This window comes from Sulfitobacter sediminis, assembly GCF_040811725.1.
Taxonomy (GTDB): Bacteria; Pseudomonadota; Alphaproteobacteria; order Rhodobacterales; family Rhodobacteraceae; genus Sulfitobacter; species Sulfitobacter sediminis.
On the sequence record NZ_JBFNXX010000001.1, the window covers coordinates 357,433 to 376,223 of the forward strand.

The 18,791-nt window shown below is 63.6% G+C and carries 18 protein-coding genes and 1 other RNA gene; 10 read left to right on the top strand and 9 right to left on the bottom strand.

The features are described 5' to 3' along the window. Positions 1-75: 75 nt before the first annotated feature. A complete protein-coding gene (locus AB2B41_RS01750) occupies positions 76-1,179 on the top strand; it encodes an endonuclease/exonuclease/phosphatase family protein (RefSeq protein ID WP_367876016.1) in 1,104 nt (367 codons plus the stop codon). Between the two features lie 331 nt (positions 1,180-1,510). Here AB2B41_RS01750 and recR read toward each other — a convergent pair whose 3' ends face one another. From recR to AB2B41_RS01775, 5 genes are all read right to left on the bottom strand, one after another. Then, complete coding sequence (recR, locus tag AB2B41_RS01755; RefSeq protein ID WP_367876017.1) at positions 1,511-2,104, bottom strand: recombination mediator RecR; 594 nt, start codon at positions 2,102-2,104, stop codon at positions 1,511-1,513. A gap of 112 nt (positions 2,105-2,216) precedes the next feature. Then, positions 2,217-2,561: a YbaB/EbfC family nucleoid-associated protein gene (locus AB2B41_RS01760; RefSeq protein ID WP_367876018.1), complete on the bottom strand. Its 345-nt coding sequence runs from the start codon at positions 2,559-2,561 to the stop codon at positions 2,217-2,219. Positions 2,562-2,570: 9 nt separating this feature from the next. Then, a complete protein-coding gene (locus AB2B41_RS01765) occupies positions 2,571-2,978 on the bottom strand; it encodes a hypothetical protein (protein WP_367876019.1) in 408 nt (135 codons plus the stop codon). Continuing rightward, positions 2,954-4,699 carry a DNA polymerase III subunit gamma/tau gene (locus AB2B41_RS01770; protein WP_367876020.1) on the bottom strand — a complete coding sequence of 582 codons (1,746 nt, stop codon included), beginning with the start codon at positions 4,697-4,699 and terminating at the stop codon, positions 2,954-2,956. Before AB2B41_RS01770 ends, AB2B41_RS01765 begins: the two co-directional genes overlap by 25 nt. A 70-nt stretch (positions 4,700-4,769) precedes the next feature. Then, entirely contained in the window at positions 4,770-5,132 is a 363-nt protein-coding gene (locus AB2B41_RS01775; RefSeq protein WP_367876021.1) for a DUF202 domain-containing protein, read from the bottom strand. Between the two features lie 61 nt (positions 5,133-5,193). On the opposite strand from AB2B41_RS01775, the gene ypfJ reads away from it, so the two are divergent. Continuing rightward, the gene (ypfJ, locus tag AB2B41_RS01780) at positions 5,194-6,027 is read left to right on the top strand and encodes a KPN_02809 family neutral zinc metallopeptidase (protein ID WP_367876022.1); all 834 of its coding nucleotides are present in this window, start codon (positions 5,194-5,196) and stop codon (positions 6,025-6,027) included. Here ypfJ and AB2B41_RS01785 read toward each other — a convergent pair. Further along, the gene (locus AB2B41_RS01785) at positions 6,014-6,583 is read right to left on the bottom strand and encodes a TetR/AcrR family transcriptional regulator (RefSeq protein ID WP_367876023.1); all 570 of its coding nucleotides are present in this window, start codon (positions 6,581-6,583) and stop codon (positions 6,014-6,016) included. The genes ypfJ and AB2B41_RS01785 overlap by 14 nt on opposite strands. Before the next feature lie 91 nt (positions 6,584-6,674). Here AB2B41_RS01785 and AB2B41_RS01790 point away from each other — a divergent pair, with 91 nt between their 5' ends. Further along, entirely contained in the window at positions 6,675-7,568 is an 894-nt protein-coding gene (locus tag AB2B41_RS01790; RefSeq protein WP_367876024.1) for an alpha/beta hydrolase family protein, read from the top strand. On the opposite strand, the gene ffs is transcribed toward AB2B41_RS01790, so the two are convergent. Continuing rightward, positions 7,555-7,652: signal recognition particle sRNA small type (gene ffs, locus AB2B41_RS01795), an RNA gene on the bottom strand. The genes AB2B41_RS01790 and ffs overlap by 14 nt on opposite strands. Before the next feature lie 37 nt (positions 7,653-7,689). Then, on the bottom strand, positions 7,690-9,480 hold the full coding sequence (locus AB2B41_RS01800; RefSeq protein ID WP_367876025.1) for a 5'-nucleotidase C-terminal domain-containing protein: 1,791 nt from the start codon (positions 9,478-9,480) through the stop codon (positions 7,690-7,692). A 218-nt stretch (positions 9,481-9,698) separates the two neighbouring features. Here AB2B41_RS01800 and nudC point away from each other — a divergent pair, with 218 nt between their 5' ends. Further along, complete coding sequence (nudC, locus tag AB2B41_RS01805) at positions 9,699-10,667, top strand: NAD(+) diphosphatase (protein ID WP_367876026.1); 969 nt, start codon at positions 9,699-9,701, stop codon at positions 10,665-10,667. A 62-nt stretch (positions 10,668-10,729) separates the two neighbouring features. Next, positions 10,730-11,230, top strand: a complete 501-nt coding sequence (locus tag AB2B41_RS01810; protein ID WP_367876027.1) for an SRPBCC family protein — start codon at positions 10,730-10,732, stop codon at positions 11,228-11,230. 9 nt (positions 11,231-11,239) lie between these two features. Here the strand turns inward: AB2B41_RS01810 and AB2B41_RS01815 are convergent, their stop codons facing one another. Next, entirely contained in the window at positions 11,240-12,082 is an 843-nt protein-coding gene (locus AB2B41_RS01815; protein WP_367876028.1) for a prephenate dehydratase, read from the bottom strand. A 128-nt stretch (positions 12,083-12,210) separates the two neighbouring features. On the opposite strand from AB2B41_RS01815, the gene AB2B41_RS01820 reads away from it, so the two are divergent. The 5 genes from AB2B41_RS01820 (at position 12,211) to AB2B41_RS01840 (ending at position 18,740) form a co-directional block, all read left to right on the top strand. Next, positions 12,211-12,708 (top strand): c-type cytochrome, encoded by a 498-nt coding sequence (locus AB2B41_RS01820; protein ID WP_367876029.1) that lies wholly within the window; start codon positions 12,211-12,213, stop codon positions 12,706-12,708. Between the two features lie 248 nt (positions 12,709-12,956). Further along, entirely contained in the window at positions 12,957-14,792 is a 1,836-nt protein-coding gene (locus AB2B41_RS01825) for an extracellular solute-binding protein (protein WP_367876168.1), read from the top strand. Positions 14,793-14,801: 9 nt separating this feature from the next. Further along, positions 14,802-15,893, top strand: coding sequence for a microcin C ABC transporter permease YejB (locus AB2B41_RS01830; RefSeq protein ID WP_367876030.1), 1,092 nt, complete (start codon positions 14,802-14,804; stop codon positions 15,891-15,893). 44 nt (positions 15,894-15,937) lie between these two features. Continuing rightward, positions 15,938-17,083: an ABC transporter permease gene (locus AB2B41_RS01835; RefSeq protein WP_367876169.1), complete on the top strand. Its 1,146-nt coding sequence runs from the start codon at positions 15,938-15,940 to the stop codon at positions 17,081-17,083. Positions 17,084-17,159: 76 nt separating this feature from the next. Next, positions 17,160-18,740 (top strand): ABC transporter ATP-binding protein, encoded by a 1,581-nt coding sequence (locus tag AB2B41_RS01840; protein WP_367876031.1) that lies wholly within the window; start codon positions 17,160-17,162, stop codon positions 18,738-18,740. Positions 18,741-18,791: the final 51 nt, after the last annotated feature.

Sequence of the window (18,791 nt, forward strand, 5' to 3'; positions counted from 1 at the left end):
GGGGGGCGCGGGCGATAAGATCTGCGCCCCTCTTGCTTTTCCGGGGCGTTGTGACAGCCGGAGAGGGAGAGAGGCATGGGCACTATCGGGTCGATCCTGCTCTGGTTGCTGACCGCTTTTCTTCTGGCGGCCACGATGCTGCCAATAAGCAAGGTCGCGCGTGGCGCGATCCGGGGCCTCGATTTCCCGCGCCAGCAGTATTTTCTGCTGGCCGCCCTCTTGGCGGTCTGTGTCTTCATCTTCGTTCCCGGCTGGCTGGGCGGTCTCGGCGGTCCGTTGCTGATCCTGATCGGGGCGGTGCAGCTATTCTACATCCTGAAATTCACGCCTCTGTGGTGGCGGCAGTCGGTCGATGCGTCCGACGCGTTGCGCGGTCAGACGGACCGGCAGGTGAGCCTGCTTGCGGCCAACGTGAAGAAGTCAAACCGGGACTATGGGGCACTCATCGACCTTGTCCGGCGCAGGCAGCCCGATATCGCCATGGCCATCGAGGTCGATGCGGAATGGATTGGGGCGCTGAAAGAGGCGCTGTCGGATCATTTCGAAGATTGGGTCGAGGTGCCCAACGACAACGGCTACGGGCTCTGCGTGATGTCGCGGCTTGCGCTGTCCGAGACAGAGGTACGCGACCTGATCACCCGCGACGTACCCTCGGTGCGTACCCGGGTCACGCTGCGCGATGGCGAAGCGTTTCGCCTTTATGTCGTGCACCCCGAGCCACCGGTGATCGACCACGATACCAAGGGGCGGGACAGCGAGATCGCGATGGTGGGGCTCGAGGCTACGCGGGACGTGCTGCCCGCGATTGTCGCGGGAGACCTGAACGACGTGGCATGGTCCACGACCACACGCCGTTTCCAGCGTCTGTCGGGGCTGCTCGACCCGCGGGTGGGGCGGGGGTTTTTCAACACCTTCAGCGCCACGATGCCCTGGATGCGCTGGCCGCTCGATCATCTGTTCCACGATGCGCGGTTTCGGCTGATGAGCATGGCGCGTCTGGAGAAGATCGGGTCGGATCATTTCCCGATGTGGTTCGTGCTGGCGCTGGCGCAGAACGAGAAGGAGGAGATGTCGCCGGGTGAAAGCGACCGGCAGGAAAAACAGGAGACCAAGGAGATGATCGCGGAGGAAAAGGCCCGCGACCGCAAACCCATCGGAACTGATTGGGAGGACGAATGAGGGCCTCGTGCGCGTGCTCTGGGGCTGAGGATCGCCACCCTTTGAGGTCCCGCTGTCGGGGAACGTATGATGCCCTTGCGGCAGGGCCAGATTATTGTATGACGTCCGGGCCGATTTTTTTCCGACTCTTTTTCGCTGTCCCGTAGCGGCGAACTGGTAGAGGTCGGGACTGAATTCCGCCGCTCGATGCGATGGTCACGTAATGACCCGCGTCGCGGTGGGGCAGGCCGTCTGCTTTGGGAGGGGCAGACGGCCGTTTTGAAAGAGAGCTTGGTTTTCGCGGTTGAAAAGCCTTGCAATGCTTTTGGCAATTTCCTTGCAAGGAAATTGGCTACAGCGACTTGCGGGCCCGCATGGCGGCGCTGATGGTGCCGTCGTCGAGGTAGTCGAGCTCGCCCCCGATGGGCACGCCCTGGGCCAGCGAGGTCAGGCGTACCTGCCCTTCAAGCTGGTCGGCGATGTAATGCGCCGTGGTCTGCCCGTCTATGGTGGCATTGAGGGCGAGGATCACTTCGGAGATGTTCTCGGTCGCCACCCGGTCGATGAGCCGCGGGATCCGCAGTTCCTGCGGACCCACGGCGTCGAGGGCCGATAGGGTACCGCCCAGCACGTGGTAGCGGCCCTTGAAGACGCCGGCACGCTCCATCGCCCAGAGGTCGGCCACATCCTCGACCACGCAAAGCTCGCCGTTTGCGCGTTTCTCGGAGTTGCAGATGTCGCAGATGTCCGAGGTGCCGATATTGCCGCAGTTGAGGCATTCGCGTGCGGTGGCGGCGACGGTTTGCATGAGGTCCGCAAGCGGGGTCAGTAGGAGCGCGCGCTTGCGGATGAGGTGCAGCACCGCGCGCCGGGCCGACCGGGGGCCGAGGCCCGGCAGCTTGGCCATCATCTCGATGAGGGCGTCGATTTCGCGGGTGGAACTCAAAAGGCGGTTCTGGCTGATGGGGTGGGGTTGAGTTGTATTGGAAAGATGAAGCGAGGGGACAGCGCCGCCCCGGCACCGGCGCGCAATGCCTCGGTGGGGGTGCGGCGCAGGTTCAGAACGGCAGCTTCATGTCGGCGGGCAGGCCCATGTCTTCGGTCAGCTTGGCCATTTCCTGTTGCGCGCGTTCGCTGGCCTTGGTCTGGGCGTCCTTGATGGCCGCGAGGATCAGATCCTCGACCACTTCCTTGTCGTCGCCGTTGAAGATCGACGGGTCAATGTCGAGGCCCTTCAGCTCGCCCTTGGCGGTGCAGGTGGCCTTGACCAGGCCCGCGCCGCTTTCGCCTGTGACAATCAGGTTGGCGAGGTCTTCCTGCATCTGGGCCATCTTGCCCTGCATTTCCTGGGCCTTTTTCATCATGCCTGCCATATCGCCAAGCGCGCCTAGTCCTTTGAGCATTGCTCTCTCCTAATCTGGGGTGTCCGCATTGCGTCCATGCGGCACGGTATAGAGGATCATTGCGACACATATTGCAGCCACCGCGAGGATGAACAAGGTCGGGCTGCCGATACAGCCTTCGGAAATCGCGTGAAGGCGGGCGGCGTCCGGGGTGGAGAGGGCCACGAAGGAGACCCAGAGCGACCATGCCATGACAACCGCGAGCGCGCCCCATTGGTGGCGGAAGCGCAGGACAAGGACGGAGAGGAGAAGCAGCACCAGCGAGGGCGGGGTGATCATCAGGGCGATCAGTTCGTCCCAGGCTGTGGCGGGGGTGCCAGGGGTCCAGAGCGGGCGCATCCTGTCGCAGACCTCCGCCCAGGCGGGCAGGGGGGCCAAGAGTGCCGTGGCGATCAATCCTCCTCGAAGGGGTCCCATTCGTCCTCGACTTCCGGAAGGGCTTCTTCGACCGCCTCGGCGGCGATCTGTTCGGGGGTGCGGATCGCAGTGATCTTCGCCTGCGGAAACTTGGCAAGCACCGCCTGCATCAGCGGATGCGCCTCGGCCTCTGCCTTGAGCGCAAGCTCCTTGGCGTCGCGCACCTCGGCGATGGTTCTGCCACCTCCTTCGTTCACGACCGTCACGGCCCAGCGGTTGCCGGTCCAGCCCTGCAGCCGATGGCCGAGGCGCTGGGCAAGGTCGCGGGGGGCCTTGTCTGTCGGGACGAATTCGATGCGGCCGGGGCGGTAGGCGGCGAGGCGCAGGGTGGTCTCGACCTCGACCAGAAGCTTCACGTCGCGGTTGGCGCGGATCAGTTCGACCACGTGGTCGAAGCTGGGATAATGCGCCAGCGCTTCCTCGACATCGCGGGCGAGCGCGGTGGTCTGGCCCGATGCCGTTGGGTTCGCGGCCATGCGCGTTTGGGCCTGATGCACCGCCTGCGCGCCGCTTGAATGGCCCGCGCCGTTGCCGCCCGATGGGCCGGGGGCGGGGGGCGGTGTGCTGTTCTGCAGCTTGCGCACCAGTTCCTCGGGGCTGGGCAGGTCGGCCACGTGAGTGAGGCGGATGATCGCCATTTCGGCTGCCATCATGGCGTTGGGAGCACTCGCGACCTCGTCGAGCGCTTTCAGCAACATCTGCCACAGGCGGGTGAGCACGCGCATCGGCAAGGCCTCGGCCATTTCCTTGCCGCGGTCGCGTTCCTGGGGAGAGATGGTCGGGTCCTCGGCGGCCTCCGGCGTGATCTTGACCACGGAAGTCCAGTGGGTGATCTCGGCGAGGTCCCGCAGGACGGCCATGGGGTCCGCGCCCTCGGCGTATTGCGCGGACAGCTCGGTCAGCGCACCCGCTGCATCGCCCTTGAGGATCATGTCGAAGAGGTCGAGCACGCGGCCCCGGTCGGCGAGGCCCAGCATGGCGCGGACCTGGTCGGCGGTGGTCTCGCCCGCGCCGTGGCTGATGGCCTGATCCAGAAGCGACAGAGCATCGCGGGCCGAGCCTTCGGCGGCGCGGGTGATCAGCGCCAGGGCATCGTCGGCGATCTGGGCGTTCTCGGCGGTGGCGATCTTGCGCAGCAGGGCGATCATCACCTCCGGCTCGATCCGGCGCAGATCGAAGCGCTGGCAGCGGGAGAGGACGGTGACCGGGACCTTGCGGATTTCGGTGGTGGCGAAGATGAATTTGACGTGCTCGGGCGGTTCTTCCAGCGTCTTCAGGAGCGCGTTGAAGGCCCCGGTGGAGAGCATGTGCACCTCGTCGATGATGTAGACCTTGTAGCGGGCGGAGGCCGCGCGATAGTGCACAGAGTCGATGATTTCGCGGATGTTCGCCACACCGGTGTTGGAGGCCGCGTCCATCTCCATCACGTCGACGTGACGGCCCTCCATGATGGCGGTGCAATGTTCGCAGACACCGCAGGGTTCGGTCGTGGGGCCGCCGGTGCCGTCGGTGCCGATGCAGTTCATGCCCTTGGCGATGATCCGCGCGGTTGTCGTCTTACCCGTGCCCCGGATGCCCGTCATGATGAAGGCCTGCGCGATGCGGTCGGCCTCGAAGGCGTTTTTCAGCGTCCGCACCATGGCGTCCTGCCCCACCAGATCGGCGAAGGTTTCGGGCCGGTACTTGCGGGCCAGAACGCGATAGGCGGGGGTATCGGACATGCGGGCCTCTTGGCGCGGGATTCGGATCAGATGCGCAGGGTAGGACGGGCGGCTGGGTGCCGCAACCGGTTCAGAGCGCCCAGAGGATCGCGCCCACCGCCACGGCACCGGCGGCGAAGGCCACCGAAAGGATTCGCATGCGGTTCCTAGGTTGGGCATGGGCCTCGTTGTCGTTGAGCCGGGCGAGCGTCTTGCAGGCGGCTTCCTGCGCGGCCCAGAAGATGTAGACGGCCAGCACGATGAACACGGTGGCAATGGCCTTGGCAGCCCATGTCGGCTCAAACGCGCCGAAAACAGCGCGCAGACCGACGGCAAGCGCGACCGAGGCCATGCCGGTACGCATCCAGCCCGCGAAGGTACGTTCGTTAGCCATGATCGTCCGGTCTTCGGCCCAGTCGGTACGGTCTTCGGCCAATTTGTTGCTGTCGGTCATTGTGCCCTTGTCTGTGCTGCCGCTTCGATTGAAAGTAGCGGGGCAACAGGGGGGATCAACCATGCGGCTCAGAGGGATCAGGCGCAGCAAGAACGTGGAAGTGCGCCGGGGCGGGCGCGGCGGCCGGGCCGGGGGGATCGGGATCGTCGGGCTGATCGTGGTGCTGGCGGTGGGCTATTTCACCGGGATCGACGTGAGCCCGCTGTTGCAGCAGACTGCGTCCCAGAGCCAGCAAAGCGCGCCGGTCAGCGAGGCGGACAGCCGGGCGACGCAATTCTCCGCACAGGTTCTGGCCACGACGGAGGATGTCTGGACGAATGTGTTCCGTGAGCAGTTGGGGCGTGAGTATGTGCCGCCGAAGCTGGTGGTGTTCTCGGGCGTGACGCAAAGCCCCTGTGGCGGGGCCTCCGGGGCGACAGGGCCGTTCTACTGTCCGGCGGACAGCAAGGCCTATCTCGACACCGCCTTCTTCAACCTGCTGGACGAGCGGATGGGCGCGGGGGGCGATTTCGCCGCTGCTTACGTGATCGCGCACGAGGTCGCGCATCACGTCCAGAACGAACTGGGCATCCTGCCCAAGGTCAACGCCGCGCGCCAGCAGTCAAGCGAGGTCGAAGCCAATGCGCTGACCGTGCGGCTTGAGCTGATGGCGGACTGCCTGTCGGGTGTCTGGGCGCGCAACGTCGAGGGCCTGCTGGAGCGGGGCGATCTGCAGGAGGCGCTGAACGCGGCGCGCAAGATCGGCGACGATTACCTGCAGCGGCAGGCGGGCCGGGTGCCGCAGCCGCATACCTTTACACACGGCACATCGGACCAACGCGAACGCTGGTTCGCGCGAGGGTTCGAGACGGGCGCGGTGGGGCAGTGCGATACCTTTGCCGCTAACCGGCTTTGACCGGCTCGAACAAGAGGGGCAATTCGCGCAGCACGTCGGAGGAACGGCGCGCACGGGCGAGGGTCCAGCCGCCCTGGATCAGGATGAACATCCGTTCCGACTTTTCCCGCGCGACCTCGGGCGTCTCTCCGAGCCGTTCGGCCTGTTCCGCCCCTTCGGTGATCCAGCCGTCGTAGAGCCGCTGGGCATCGGCGCGGAATTCTTCGTTTTCCGGTCCCTCGAAGAGGATTGCCGCAATGGGGCATCCGTCCCAATTGCCGGAAAGATCGAATAGTTTCGCAAGCTTGTGGCAGAGGGTCGTCACGCCTTCCTCGAAGGTGGTCGCGTTCTCGAAACTCTCGGCGATGAGGTTGAGCATCCGGTCCGACGCCCAGATGGCCGCGGCGCGGGCAAGGTCCGGTTTTCCCTTGGGGAAGTGATGGTAGAGCGACCCTTTCGGCGCCTTCGCCTCGGCCAGCAGGTCGTTGAGGCCGACGCCGTGGTAGCCGTGCACGCGAAAGAGGTTCGCGGCGGCGCGGATCAGCCGATCCTTGGTCGAGAGGGTGCGGTTGTTCATGAAACAGACCTTGACAGGAATAGACCGATTGGTCCAGTCATGAAGATGACTAGACTGATCGGTCTAGGAATCGCCTGAGAAAGGGTTGGCCATGAAAGAACTCAGATCCTGTCGGTTGAAGAAGGCGGAGGTCTTCAAGACCCAAGACGGCGCGACGCTGGTCGGGCAGCTCTATCTTCCGCGGGGGCAGGCACGGGCCGCCATGGTGCTGAATGGCGCGACCGGGGTGCCGCAGGAGTATTACAGGCATTTCGCCGAGCACGCCGCGCAGGCGCACGGCCTGGCGGTGCTGACGTTCGATTACCGCGACATGGAACGCTCCGCCATGGAGCCGGTCCGCAGGTCGCAGGCGAGGATGAGCGACTGGGGCATCGCCGATCAGGAGGCCGCGCGGGCGAAGATGCGCGGTCTGTTTCCCGACCTGCCGCTTTGGGTGATGGGGCATTCGCTGGGTGGCATGACGCTGCCATTGCAGGCGGGGACCGAGGAGATCGCGCGGGTGATCACGGTGGCATCCGGGAATGTGCATCACGCGGATCATCCCTGGCCCTACCGGGCGCTGGCGCTGATGTTCTGGTTCGGCGCCGGTCCGCTGGCCGCCACCGTCCTTGGATATGTGCCCGGCAGGGCGCTGGGGCTTGGGTCCGACCTGCCCGCGCCGGTCTACTGGCAGTGGCGGCGGTGGTGCACCTCGCGGGATACCTTTGGCGGAGAGGCAGGCAAGAGCCTGCCCGCCGTCGACTGGCGCGGCACGCGGGAGAATGTGCGGATGATCGCCTTTGCCGACGATGATCTCATTCCACCGCAATGTGTCCAGCGCCACGCGGCGAACTTCGGGAAGTCAGCCGAGGAGGTCGAGGTTATCGACCCGGAACAATTCGGGCTTGCAGGGATCGGACATATCGGCGCCTTCGCCCGGCGATCTGGGACACGATGCTGGGGTGAGGGTAGACGCCAACTTTGCGGCGTAAAGGTGAGAGATTGATAACGACCCAAGCGGGACTCGTTACGGCTGCTTCCTTCCGGACCTGACCGGGTTGGCGAGGCGCCTGCCCGCACCAACCTCTCACCGTCCATATAGGCGGACCAGCAGCCGAGCGCAAGCGTCAGAGGGTCAGGCGGATGCGGGTGAAGCCTTCGGCATCCGTGCCAAGCGGCTGCGGCGAGAGATGGTTGATCTCGCGCAGGTATTTGAGGCTGTCGGGCGCGCTGCGGATCACCGCCTTGACCGTTTGAGCGCAGCTAAAGCGCCAAGGTTTTGCGGAGAGGGCAAATGGAAAGCCATTGCCGGCCAGCAGTCCGGTGAGCGCGGTCTCGAGCCCCGTGTTGCTGCGCAAGACAACATCGCCTTCTGCATACCGCCATCCGCCGCCGCCGCCCGCCGCCCGGAAGACATTGGTCGCCAGAATAAATTTGTCGCGGTCCGCAACCGGGACGCCCTTGTAACGTATTGAACCGATCCGCTGGCCGCGCCGCTGTGTCGGGTCGATGGTGTAGTCGATCCCAAAAATCGTGTCGAAGTCAAAGGCGGGCCTTTGCGGCTGCAGCAGCGGCTGATCGTTGTCCCCTGGCTGGAGCTGCTGAAAAACGCTTGCGCTGTTCTCAAGCCAGTGGCGCAAGTCTGCGCCGCTGACAGCCAGCGCGCAGATCACGTTGGCGTAGGGGCTGAGTGCGGCAAGATGCCTGCGAAAAATCGGACCGGGTGGCAGGTGCAGGAAATGCCCGGGCCCGCCGCGCCCCCCTGCTGTATGGGCGGCGGCAGTGGCGAGCAGGGGCAACGCCGCCTCCGGCCGTCCCTCGAGGCCCCGCGAGATCAACCGGTGCTTGGCACAGGCGACCAGCGCGCAGGTCGTGGTCGGCACGGCGAGCGAAAAGAAGTTGTGGATCGTCTGGCCATTGTGGCCGCAGGGCTGCGCAAGTGCCGCGCGGGTCTGAAGGTGCGCCGTTTCGCAGAACCGCAGGATCGCCGGGTCGGGCAAGGTATTGTTCCAGTTTCGGCGCAGGGCGGTTTCGTGCTCTGTCACCCGCCAGCCCCCGTCCCGCTGCCAGCTCAGGCTGAGGTCGATAACCGCAAGATCGGAGGCGTTGAAGCCGGGCATGACGGCGGGGCGTGTCCCCAGCATGCCGCGCACGGTATCGACATCGCGATAGCCGGTGTGATCGTCGCCGGGCAGCCTCCGATGGGTGTGGCCCGAAATCACCGCGTCGATGCCGGGGACGGAAAGAAGGCTGCGGGCATCGTCCGTGTAGCTTTCGGCGCTTTCCGGCCCTTCGATGCCCATGTGGGCCAGCAGCACCACGATATCGGCGCCATCTGTGCGCAGGGCGGCGATCTCCCTTTCGAGGCTTTCCTTGGCGGGCAGAACGGTGGCCTTGCCACGCAGGTGTTCCTGGTTCCAGATCGCGGTGGCTTCCGGCAGGACAGACAGGATGCCGATGCGCGGTGCGCGGGCCGTGTCTTTCGCGCTCCCGAGGCGCGGTACTTCGAGAAGGGCGCGGCTGCGGATCGCGCCGCCGTTCCTGATGGAGAGGTTGGTCGCAACGACAGGCATGGGCAGGGTCGCCGCGACGGCACCCAGATAGTCCAGACCGTGATCCAGATCGTGGTTCCCAAGGCCGATCGTATCATAGCCGAGGTGCGAAAGACAGGCGACGATGGGATGCGATGCGCTCACCGGATGTTCGGTCAAGGCTGTATCAAGCTCCGATCCCTGCAGCAAATCGCCGTTGTCGATCAGGATGCAGGCCATCTGGGCTGCTGCCGCCTCTTTCCGTGCATTGCCGATCAGTGTCGCCAGACCTGCGAGCCCGGGCGAGGCAGAGGGCCGGTCGAGAACGTAGTTGAAGCCCAGAAGCTGCATGTGAATGTCGGTGGTGGCGAGCACCCGCAAGCCCATCGCCGCTGCCCCATGAACGGCCTAGACTGGCTGGTCGGGGCCACCGAGGAGTCCTTCGGGGTCTGCCAGGTGTCGCGCATATCGGGACTGCAACCTTAGAGGTTTTACTTTTTAAAATCTGCAACCATTGATCGTACTCTTAGCCCATAGCGGTGGATTGTGCAACGGGGCGGGGCGGCATATGCAGAGACCGGGAAGAGTTTCGGAGGGGCAGGTTCATGCGTCATGCAGAAAAGGTGACATTCGGCGGCTCCGCATTGGACCGCGTGGGGGAAATCCGGGACAACCCTTCGGTCGTGGAATTCGCGCGGCGGGCCGCGGACACCCGGGCCATCGTGTTCTGGCGCGGCAAACCGCTGATCGACCGGGAGCGCCCGGCGTCGCTGGTGCGTTTGCCGATGGATCATCCCGTTCTGGCCGAGGCCAGAGAAGAACCCATCCTTTTAGGGCGCGAGGACGGTGCGGCGCGCTTTGCCTTCGACATCTCGGGCTGGACGCCGGATGACCTCGACGACAGCACGCTCGGTGGCTTCCTCGACCCAAGCGAGCAGCGGCATCCGGCGCTGGACGGGGAGATGGTCTTCGCCGAATTGCGGCGGGTGATGACATGGCTGAACGCGCGGGACGCGGAGCTGGCGGCGACCGGGAAGGCGATCCTCGGCTGGCATCAGAGCCACGGCTTTTGTGCCTGCTGCGGGGCACCGACGGAAATCGTGCAGGCGGGCTGGCAGCGCAAATGCCCGGCCTGCAAGGCAGGGCATTTCCCGCGCACCGACCCGGTGGTGATCATGCTGATCACACATGGCAATTCGGTCCTGATGGGGCGGTCGCCAGGGTGGCCGCGGGGAATGTATTCGCTGCTGGCCGGTTTCATCGAGCCCGGGGAAACGCTGGAGGCTGCCGTGCGCCGCGAGGTCTTTGAGGAAGCGGGGGTGCGCGTGGGGGCTGTGGATTACCTGGCCAGCCAGCCCTGGCCCTTCCCCGCATCCCTGATGTTCGGCTGCCGGGGTGAAGCGCTGAGCAAAGACATCGACATTGATCCGGTGGAGATCGAGGACGCGGTCTGGGTCAGCCGAGAAGAGATGATGGAGGTCTTTGCGGGCAATCACCCTTCCATGTTGCCCGCACGTAAGGGGGCCATCGCACACTTTTTGCTAGAAAATTGGCTTGCAGACACTTTGGATTGACGCGAGGATCCGTTAACAAAGGTTAACGGCCAATTGGACGTGCGGGTCTGGCGGGTGGGGGGATGAAGTTTTCCACAAACGAGGACATCGAGGCACCGATAGAAAAGGTGTTCGAGATGTTCTGCGATTTCGAGACATTCGAACGCTCTGCCATGCGGCGCGGGGCCGACGTCCGCCGTGTCGATGCGATGACGGAGCCCGGCGTTGGCATGACCTGGCGCGCGGCTTTCGAAATGCGGGGCAAGCCAAGGCAGCTTGAGCTGGAGATGGTCATCTTCGACCGTCCGAACGAGATCGTCCTCGAAAGCACCTCGCCAGGGATGCTGGGCACCACGCGGTTCGAGCTGATTGCGCTGTCGCGCAACCGCACGCGGGTCAGAGTGGAGCTTGAGGTCAAGCCGCTCAACCTGTCGGCGCGGCTGCTGGTTCAGTCGCTGAAACTCGCGAAGAATTCGCTGACGAAGAAGTTCAAGCTGCGCGTGGCGGAACATGCGCGGAACATGGAAGAGCGCCATGCCCGACGGGTTTGTCCGGCGGGACGGATGAAAAACGCGGATTTCTAGGCGCGCGTTTTAGCCCCGGTCGGGATGCGCGGGGTAGACCCCAAGGATATCCAGCTCATGCGTGAAATAGCGCAGCTCTTCCAGCGCGCGGCGGACGGGCGGGTCGTCGGGGTGGCCTTCAATATCGGCGTAGAACTGCGTGGCGGTGAAAGAGCCGCCGACCATGTAGCTTTCCAGCTTGGTCATGTTCACGCCGTTGGTCGCGAAACCGCCCATCGCCTTGTAGAGCGCCGCGGGGATGTTGCGGACCTCGAATACGAAGGTGGTGATCATCTTCTCCGCCCGGCGGCTGTCGTCGAGATCGGGCGCCATCAGCAGAAAGCGGGTTGTGTTGTGGTCGAGATCCTCGACATCGCGGGCAAGGACGTTCAGGCCGTGGATGTCGGCGGCGACCTCGCTGGCCAGCACGCCTTCGGCAGAACCTTCGGTGGATGCAAGTTCCTCGGCGGCACCGGCGCTGTCGGCGGCGGCCTCGAAGCTGATGCCGTGTTCATCGAGGAACCGGCGCGCCTGCGGCAGAAGCACCATGTGCGCGCGCACGTGCTTGACGTCTTCCAGTTTCACACCGGGGCGCGCCATCAGCGCGATGCGCACGCGCACGAAAGCCTCGGCGATGATGTGCAGCCCGCTTTCGGGCAGCAGGCGGTGGATGTCGGCGACGCGGCCGTAGGTCGTGTTCTCGACCGGGAGCATGGCCAGGTCGGCACGGCCTTCCTTCACGGCACGGATGGTACCTTCGAAGGTGGTGCAGGGGACGGGAATCATCTCCGGATCGACCTGAAGGCAGGCTTCGTGGCTGTAGGCCCCAAGCGCGCCCTGAAAGGCGATACGGGGCGTTGATTTGTCGGACATCGCTGCGTTTCCTGGAAATAATGTCCCCATCGGGCGTTTGGTCGCGGTAACTACACCTTGCTTGCAATAAGGGAAAGCAATAGATACCCGCTTGAAAAAGCCTCAGAGACTACAGACGGACCCAATCAATGTTCGACACCATGTTCATCACCAAAGTCGCGGGCGGCCTGTTTGGCGCCTGGCTGATCCTTTTGCTCGGCAAATGGGGAGCGGAAGAGATCTACCACGCCGAAATGCACGGTGAGCAGTCCTACGTGATCGAAGTGGCCGGGGCAGAAGAAGAGGCACCCGCCGAGGAAGTCGACGTGCTGGCGCTGGTCGCCGCAGGTGATCCCGGCAAGGGCGAAGGCGTGTTCCGCAAGTGCTCTGCCTGCCACAAGGTCGATGGTACCGATGGCGTTGGCCCTCACCTGAACGGTGTGGTGGGTCGCCAGATCGCTTCGGTCGGCGGGTTCGGCTATTCCGGCGCGCTGTCCGGCATCGAGGGTGACTGGACGCCTGAGAACCTCTGGGGTTTCCTGAACAACCCCAAGGGCTGGGCACCTGGCACATCCATGGGTTTTGCCGGTCTGAACAAGGCAAGCGACAAGGCGGATGTGATCGCCTATTTGCAGACCACGCAGTAAGCTGCACGGATAACGGACAAAGGCCGCCCTCGTTGGCGGCCTTTTTCGTTGGGTGGTCCGCGCAAGATAACATATTCGCAACTTGTATCTTGGCAGGGCGGGCCTTTAGCTTACATGAAATCGAAACCTGATTTGCGATGCAAAGGATGTGCCCGATGAGAAAAGCCACCCCGCGTGCGGCAAGCGAAACCCTTCCCGTCAAAGCCTGGGCCAGTTGGCTGGCGCTGATCGTGCTGGCGGCGGCGGTGATGCTGGCCGGGACCGCGCGGGCGCAGGAAGAGACGATCAAGAGCCACGGGTACTCCTTCTATGGCGATTTGACATACGGGCCTGACTACCCCCATTTCGACTACGTGAACCCCGACGCGCCGAAGGGGGGCGAGATTTCGCTGTCGACGCTGGGCACCTTCGATTCAATGAACCCCTACACCCGCAAGGGGCGCGGCGGGGCGCTGTCGACGGTGATGTTCGAAAGCCTGCTGGGCGAGGGCGTGAACGCAGCCGCGCCTGCTGACGTTTATGCGGAGTACTACTGCCTGCTGTGCGAGAGCCTGGAATACCCGCCGGGCAAGGAATGGGTGATCTTCTACATGCGGCCCGAAGCGCGGTTTTCGACCGGCGACCCGGTGACGGCACATGACATCGCGTTTTCGCACAACCTGCTTCTGGACCAGGGCCTGCAGTCCTACGCGCAGGCGGTGCGGCGGCTGATCCCGAAAGTCGAGGTGATCGACGATCACACCATCAAGTTCTACTTTGCCGAAGGCGTGTCGCGGCGCAGCCTGATCGAACAGGTGGGTGGCGTTCCTGCATGGTCCAAGAAGTGGTACGAGGAAAGCGGTGCGCGGCTGGACGAAAGCCGGCTCGAGACTTCGCCGGGTTCAGCCCCCTACATGATCGAGGAAATCGACGTCAACCGGCGCATCGTCTACAAGCGCAACCCCGATTACTGGGGCAATGACCTGCCGTTCAACAAGGGGCGCAACAATTTCGATCGCATCCGGATTGAGTATTTCGGCGATGAAAACTCGGCGTTCGAGGCGTTCAAGGCGGGGGAATACACCTTCCGCAACGAGGGCAATTCCAAGCAGTGGGCCACGGCCTATGACTTTCCCAAGGTCGAGAACGGTTACGTCGTGAAAAAGGAACTGCCCGACGGGGCACCGCCGACGCCCAACGGGATCGTTTTCAACCTGGGCCGCGACGTGCTGAAAGACAAGCGGGTGCGGAAGGCGGTGGCGCTGGCGTTCAACTTTGAATGGACCAACGAGTCGCTGCAGTATGGGCTGTTCAAGCAGCGCGCCTCCTTTACGCAGGACACCGAACTGATGGCGGTGGGCGTGCCGGAAGGGGCGGAACTTGAATTCCTGCAATCCCTGGGAGACCTCGTGCCGCCAGAGGTTCTGACCGAAGAAGCACTGATGCCGCATACCTCCAGCGCGGATCGTCTGCTGGACCGCCGCAATGCGCGGCAGGCGATGCGCCTGCTGGACGAGGCGGGCTGGGCTGTTGGCGACGATGGCATGCGGCGCAATGCCGCTGGCGAGCCGCTGAAGCTGACGTTCCTGCTGAACTCGGCCGGGTCTGCGACGCTGGCGGCTGTCGTCGAAAGCTTCATGTCGAACCTGACCGCGCTGGGGATCGAAGCGGTGCTGGAGAAGGTGGATGCGAGCCAGTACACGCTGCGGGAGCGGGATCGGGATTACGATCTGGTGTTCGACCAGTACGCGTCTTTCCTTGGAACCGGCACGGGGCTGATTCAGCGCTTTGGCTCGGAGGATGCGGCGTATTCGCTGTTCAACCCCGCAGGGCTGGCAAGCCCGCTGGTCGATGCGATCATCGACGCCTCGCTCAACGCGGAGACCTCGGAGCAGGAGACGGCGACGCTGCGGGCGCTGGACCGGGCGTTGCGCTATGAGTTCTTCATGATACCCGTCTGGTACAACGACAGCCATTGGGTTGCCTATTACGACCAGTACGAGCACCCGGATACGATCCCGCCCTTTGCTTTGGGTTACCTCGATTTCTGGTGGTACAACGACGAAAAGGCGCAGGCACTGCGGGCTGCCGGGGCTCTGAGGTAAGAACCAGCCATGGGCGCCTACATCCTTCGACGGCTTTTGCTGATCATTCCGACATTGCTCGGGATCATGCTGATCAACTTCGCGCTGGTGCAATTCGTGCCCGGTGGCCCGGTTGAACAGGCGATTGCCCGTATCCAGGGGGGCGGCGACGTCTTTGGCGGTTTTGCCGGGACCGGGAATGATGCGGCAGATACCGAGGTGACCACCGGCGGGAACGAGACCTACGTGGGCGCGCGCGGCCTGCCGCCGGAGTTCATCGAAGAGCTGGAGCGCGAGTTCGGCTTTGACAAGCCGCCGGTGGAGCGGTTCCTCAACATGATGTGGAACTACATGCGCTTTGACTTCGGTGAGAGCTATTTCCGGTCGATCGGGGTGATCGAGCTGATCAAGGAAAAGCTGCCGGTGTCGATCACGCTGGGGCTTTGGTCGACGCTGATCGCCTACGCGGTGTCGATTCCGCTGGGCATCCGCAAGGCGGTGAAGGATGGCTCCAGCTTTGACACCTGGACCTCCGGCGCGATCATCGCGGCCTATGCGATCCCCGGCTTTCTGTTCGCGATCCTGCTGCTGGTGCTGTTCGCGGGGGGGTCGTACTACCAGATTTTCCCGCTGCGCGGCCTCACGTCGGACAATTTCGAAGAGCTGAGCCTGCTGGGCAAGATCGGCGACTACTTCTGGCACATTACGCTGCCGGTGCTGGCCTCGACCATCAGCGCCTTTGCCACGCTGACGCTGCTGACCAAGAACAGCTTTCTCGACGAGATCAAGAAGCACTACGTGATGACCGCCCGCGCCAAGGGGCTGTCGGAGCGCAAGGTGCTTTACGGCCACGTGTTCCGCAACGCGATGCTGATCGTGATTGCGGGCTTTCCGGCGGTGTTCATCGGCGTGTTCTTTGGCGGTTCGCTGATCATCGAGACGATCTTTTCGCTCGACGGTCTGGGGCGGCTGGGTTTCGAAGCTGCGGTGGCGCGGGACTACCCGATTGTCTTCGGCACGCTGTTTATCTTCGGCCTCATTGGCCTTGTCGTCGGAATCCTGTCGGACCTGATGTACGTGCTGGTCGACCCGCGCATCGACTTTGAGCGGAGGGAGGGATGAGCAGCGTGGCCGAGACCGATCCGCTGCCGCAGAAGTCGCCCGGTATGGATGCGCCGCCCCCGGTGCCGGAGCGGCCCGGGCGCTTTGCGCTGTCGCCGCTGAACCAGCGCCGCTGGCGCAACTTCAAGCGCAACAAGCGGGCCTATTGGTCGCTGTGGATTTTCGCGGTTCTGTTCGGGATTTCGCTGTTCGCCGAGTTCGTGGCGAACGACAAGCCGATCCTCGTTCAGTATCGCGGCGACTATTACATGCCGATCTTCAACTTCTATCCCGAGACGCAGTTCGGCGGGGATTTCCAGACCGAGGCCGTTTATCGCGACCCGGAAGTGAAATGCCTGATTGCGACGGGTGGGCTGGACCTCTGTTTCGACGATCCCGAAGGATACCTCGAGGATGCCCAGGACGGTGTGATCGAGGGCGAAGAGATCGAGAAGGGCTGGGCGGTTTGGCCGATTATCCCGTATTCCTACAACACCGCCGTGGACCGCCCCGGTGCCGCACCCCTGCCACCGAACGAGCAGAACTGGCTGGGGACCGACGGCACCAAGCGGGACGTGCTGGCGCGGGTGATCCATGGCTTCCGGCTGTCGATCCTGTTCACGCTGATCGTGACGGGGCTGGCGTCGCTGATCGGGATTATCGCGGGGGCGGTGCAGGGGTTCTTTGGGGGATGGCTCGACCTGATATTCCAGCGGATCATCGAGATATGGTCATCGACCCCGTCGCTTTACGTGATCATCATCATGTTCGCGATCCTGGGGCGCAGTTTCTGGCTGCTTGTGATTCTGCTGGTTCTCTTCAGTTGGACATCTCTCGTGGGCGTAGTGCGCGCGGAATTTCTGCGGGCGCGGAACCTTGAATACGTGCGCGCGGCGCGGGCGCTGGGCGTCAGCAACGTGACGATCATGTTCCGCCACATGCTGCCCAATGCCATGGTGGCGACGCTGACGATGCTGCCCTTCATCATCACCGGCACGATCTCGACGCTGGCGATCCTCGACTTTCTGGGTTTCGGCCTGCCGTCCTCGGCGCCGTCGCTGGGCGAGCTGACCTTGCAGGCCAAGCAGAACCTGCAGGCACCGTGGCTCGCGTTCACCGCCTTCTTCACCTTCGCGATCATGCTGTCGCTTCTGGTCTTCATCTTCGAAGGTATCCGCGACGCGTTTGATCCGAGAAAGACGTTCTCATGAGAAGCGCGCGGAAATTTCGAAATTTCCGGCCCGATTTCTTTGAAGAAATCGGCACAGGTGGCAGGGCGGTGTCTCAATGACGGCATTATTGGAGGTCAAAGACCTGTCGGTATCCTTCCGGCAGGACGGCAAGGTCACCCATGCGGTGCGCAACGTGAGCTTCTCCGTCGAGCGGGGCGAGACGGTCGCGCTGGTGGGTGAATCCGGTTCGGGCAAGTCGGTCTTGGCACTGTCGACCGTGTCCTTGCTGGGCGATAGCGCGACGGTCACGGGGTCCGTCACCTACGACGGGCAGCAGATGATCGGCGCGGACGAGAACATGCTGCGGAAGGTGCGGGGCAACGACATCAGCTTTATCTTTCAGGAGCCGATGACGTCGCTCAACCCGCTGCACACCATCGAGAAGCAGTTGGCAGAGAGTCTGGCCCTGCATCAGGGATTGGCGGGCGAGGCCGCGCGGGCGCGTATCCTCGAGTTGCTCGACAAGGTCGGCATCAAGGATGCGGAGAGCCGCCTGGGTGCCTATCCGCACCAGTTGTCGGGCGGGCAGCGGCAGCGCGTGATGATCGCCATGGCGCTGGCGAACAAGCCCGACGTGCTGATCGCGGATGAGCCGACGACGGCGCTGGACGTGACGATACAGGCGCAGATCCTCGACCTTTTGAAAGAGCTGAAGGACAGCGAAGGCATGGGGCTTCTGTTCATCACCCATGACCTTGGCATCGTGCGGCGCATCGCGGATCGCGTTTGCGTCATGCAGCGGGGCGAGATTGTCGAGCAGGGTCCGACGAAGGAAATCTTCGACAATCCCCAACATGCTTACACCAAGAAATTGCTGAGTGCGGAGCCCAAGGGCGAACCCGATCCGATTCCGGCGGATGCGCGCGAGATTGTCAGCACCGAGCATCTCAAGGTCTGGTTCCCGATCCAGAAGGGGCTGCTGCGGCGCACGGTGGGTTACGTTAAGGCGGTGAACGATGCGACCCTTGCGGTGCGTTCCGGTGAGACGCTGGGGATCGTCGGCGAATCGGGGTCTGGCAAGACCACGCTGGCGCTGGGGATCATGCGGCTGATTGCCTCCGAGGGCGGGATCACCTTCATGGATCAGAACGTGCGCAAATGGTCCACGCGCGAGCTCCGCCGCCTGCGCGCGGAAATGCAGATCGTGTTTCAGGACCCGTTCGGATCGCTCTCGCCGCGCATGACCTGTTTCCAGATCATCGCCGAAGGGCTGGGCGTGCATGGCATCGACCGGGGGCAGGACCAGCGCGCGCTGGTGCATGAGGTGATGGTCGAAGTCGGCCTCGACCCCGCGACGATGGACCGCTATCCGCATGAATTCTCGGGCGGTCAGCGTCAGCGCATCGCGATTGCGCGCGCCATGGTGCTGCGGCCCAAGCTGCTGGTGCTGGACGAGCCCACGAGCGCGCTCGATATGACGGTGCAGGTACAGATCGTGGACCTGCTGCGGGACCTGCAAAAGAAATATGGTCTGGCGTATCTGTTCATCAGCCACGATCTCAAGGTGGTCCGGGCGATGTCGCACAAGGTGCTGGTGATGAAGGCCGGCGATATCATTGAATACGGCGATGCCGACGAACTTTATGAGCGGCCGAAGTCAGACTACACCCGCACGCTGCTGCAGGCGGCGACCTGATCGGAGTTGATCGAAATCAATTGGGCGCGCGGCGCTTTTGCGCAATATGGT

Excerpts from the sequence above, each read along its gene's own strand:
- AB2B41_RS01750 (WP_367876016.1), top strand. The coding sequence starts at position 76 with ATGGGCACTATCGGGTCGATCCTGCTCTGGTTGCTGACCGCTTTTCTT.
- AB2B41_RS01815 (WP_367876028.1), bottom strand. The coding sequence starts at position 12,082 with ATGTCCGACAAATCAACGCCCCGTATCGCCTTTCAGGGCGCGCTTGGG.
- AB2B41_RS01830 (WP_367876030.1), top strand. The coding sequence starts at position 14,802 with ATGGGCGCCTACATCCTTCGACGGCTTTTGCTGATCATTCCGACATTG.
- AB2B41_RS01760 (WP_367876018.1), bottom strand. The coding sequence starts at position 2,561 with ATGCTCAAAGGACTAGGCGCGCTTGGCGATATGGCAGGCATGATGAAA.
- nudC (WP_367876026.1), top strand. The coding sequence starts at position 9,699 with ATGCGTCATGCAGAAAAGGTGACATTCGGCGGCTCCGCATTGGACCGC.
- AB2B41_RS01825 (WP_367876168.1), top strand. The coding sequence starts at position 12,957 with ATGCTGGCCGGGACCGCGCGGGCGCAGGAAGAGACGATCAAGAGCCAC.
- AB2B41_RS01835 (WP_367876169.1), top strand. The coding sequence starts at position 15,938 with ATGGATGCGCCGCCCCCGGTGCCGGAGCGGCCCGGGCGCTTTGCGCTG.
- AB2B41_RS01840 (WP_367876031.1), top strand. The coding sequence starts at position 17,160 with ATGACGGCATTATTGGAGGTCAAAGACCTGTCGGTATCCTTCCGGCAG.
- AB2B41_RS01785 (WP_367876023.1), bottom strand. The coding sequence starts at position 6,583 with ATGAACAACCGCACCCTCTCGACCAAGGATCGGCTGATCCGCGCCGCC.
- AB2B41_RS01775 (WP_367876021.1), bottom strand. The coding sequence starts at position 5,132 with ATGACCGACAGCAACAAATTGGCCGAAGACCGTACCGACTGGGCCGAA.
- AB2B41_RS01770 (WP_367876020.1), bottom strand. The coding sequence starts at position 4,699 with ATGTCCGATACCCCCGCCTATCGCGTTCTGGCCCGCAAGTACCGGCCC.
- AB2B41_RS01820 (WP_367876029.1), top strand. The coding sequence starts at position 12,211 with ATGTTCGACACCATGTTCATCACCAAAGTCGCGGGCGGCCTGTTTGGC.
- AB2B41_RS01790 (WP_367876024.1), top strand. The coding sequence starts at position 6,675 with ATGAAAGAACTCAGATCCTGTCGGTTGAAGAAGGCGGAGGTCTTCAAG.
- AB2B41_RS01765 (WP_367876019.1), bottom strand. The coding sequence starts at position 2,978 with ATGGGACCCCTTCGAGGAGGATTGATCGCCACGGCACTCTTGGCCCCC.
- AB2B41_RS01810 (WP_367876027.1), top strand. The coding sequence starts at position 10,730 with ATGAAGTTTTCCACAAACGAGGACATCGAGGCACCGATAGAAAAGGTG.
- AB2B41_RS01800 (WP_367876025.1), bottom strand. The coding sequence starts at position 9,480 with ATGGGCTTGCGGGTGCTCGCCACCACCGACATTCACATGCAGCTTCTG.
- ypfJ (WP_367876022.1), top strand. The coding sequence starts at position 5,194 with ATGCGGCTCAGAGGGATCAGGCGCAGCAAGAACGTGGAAGTGCGCCGG.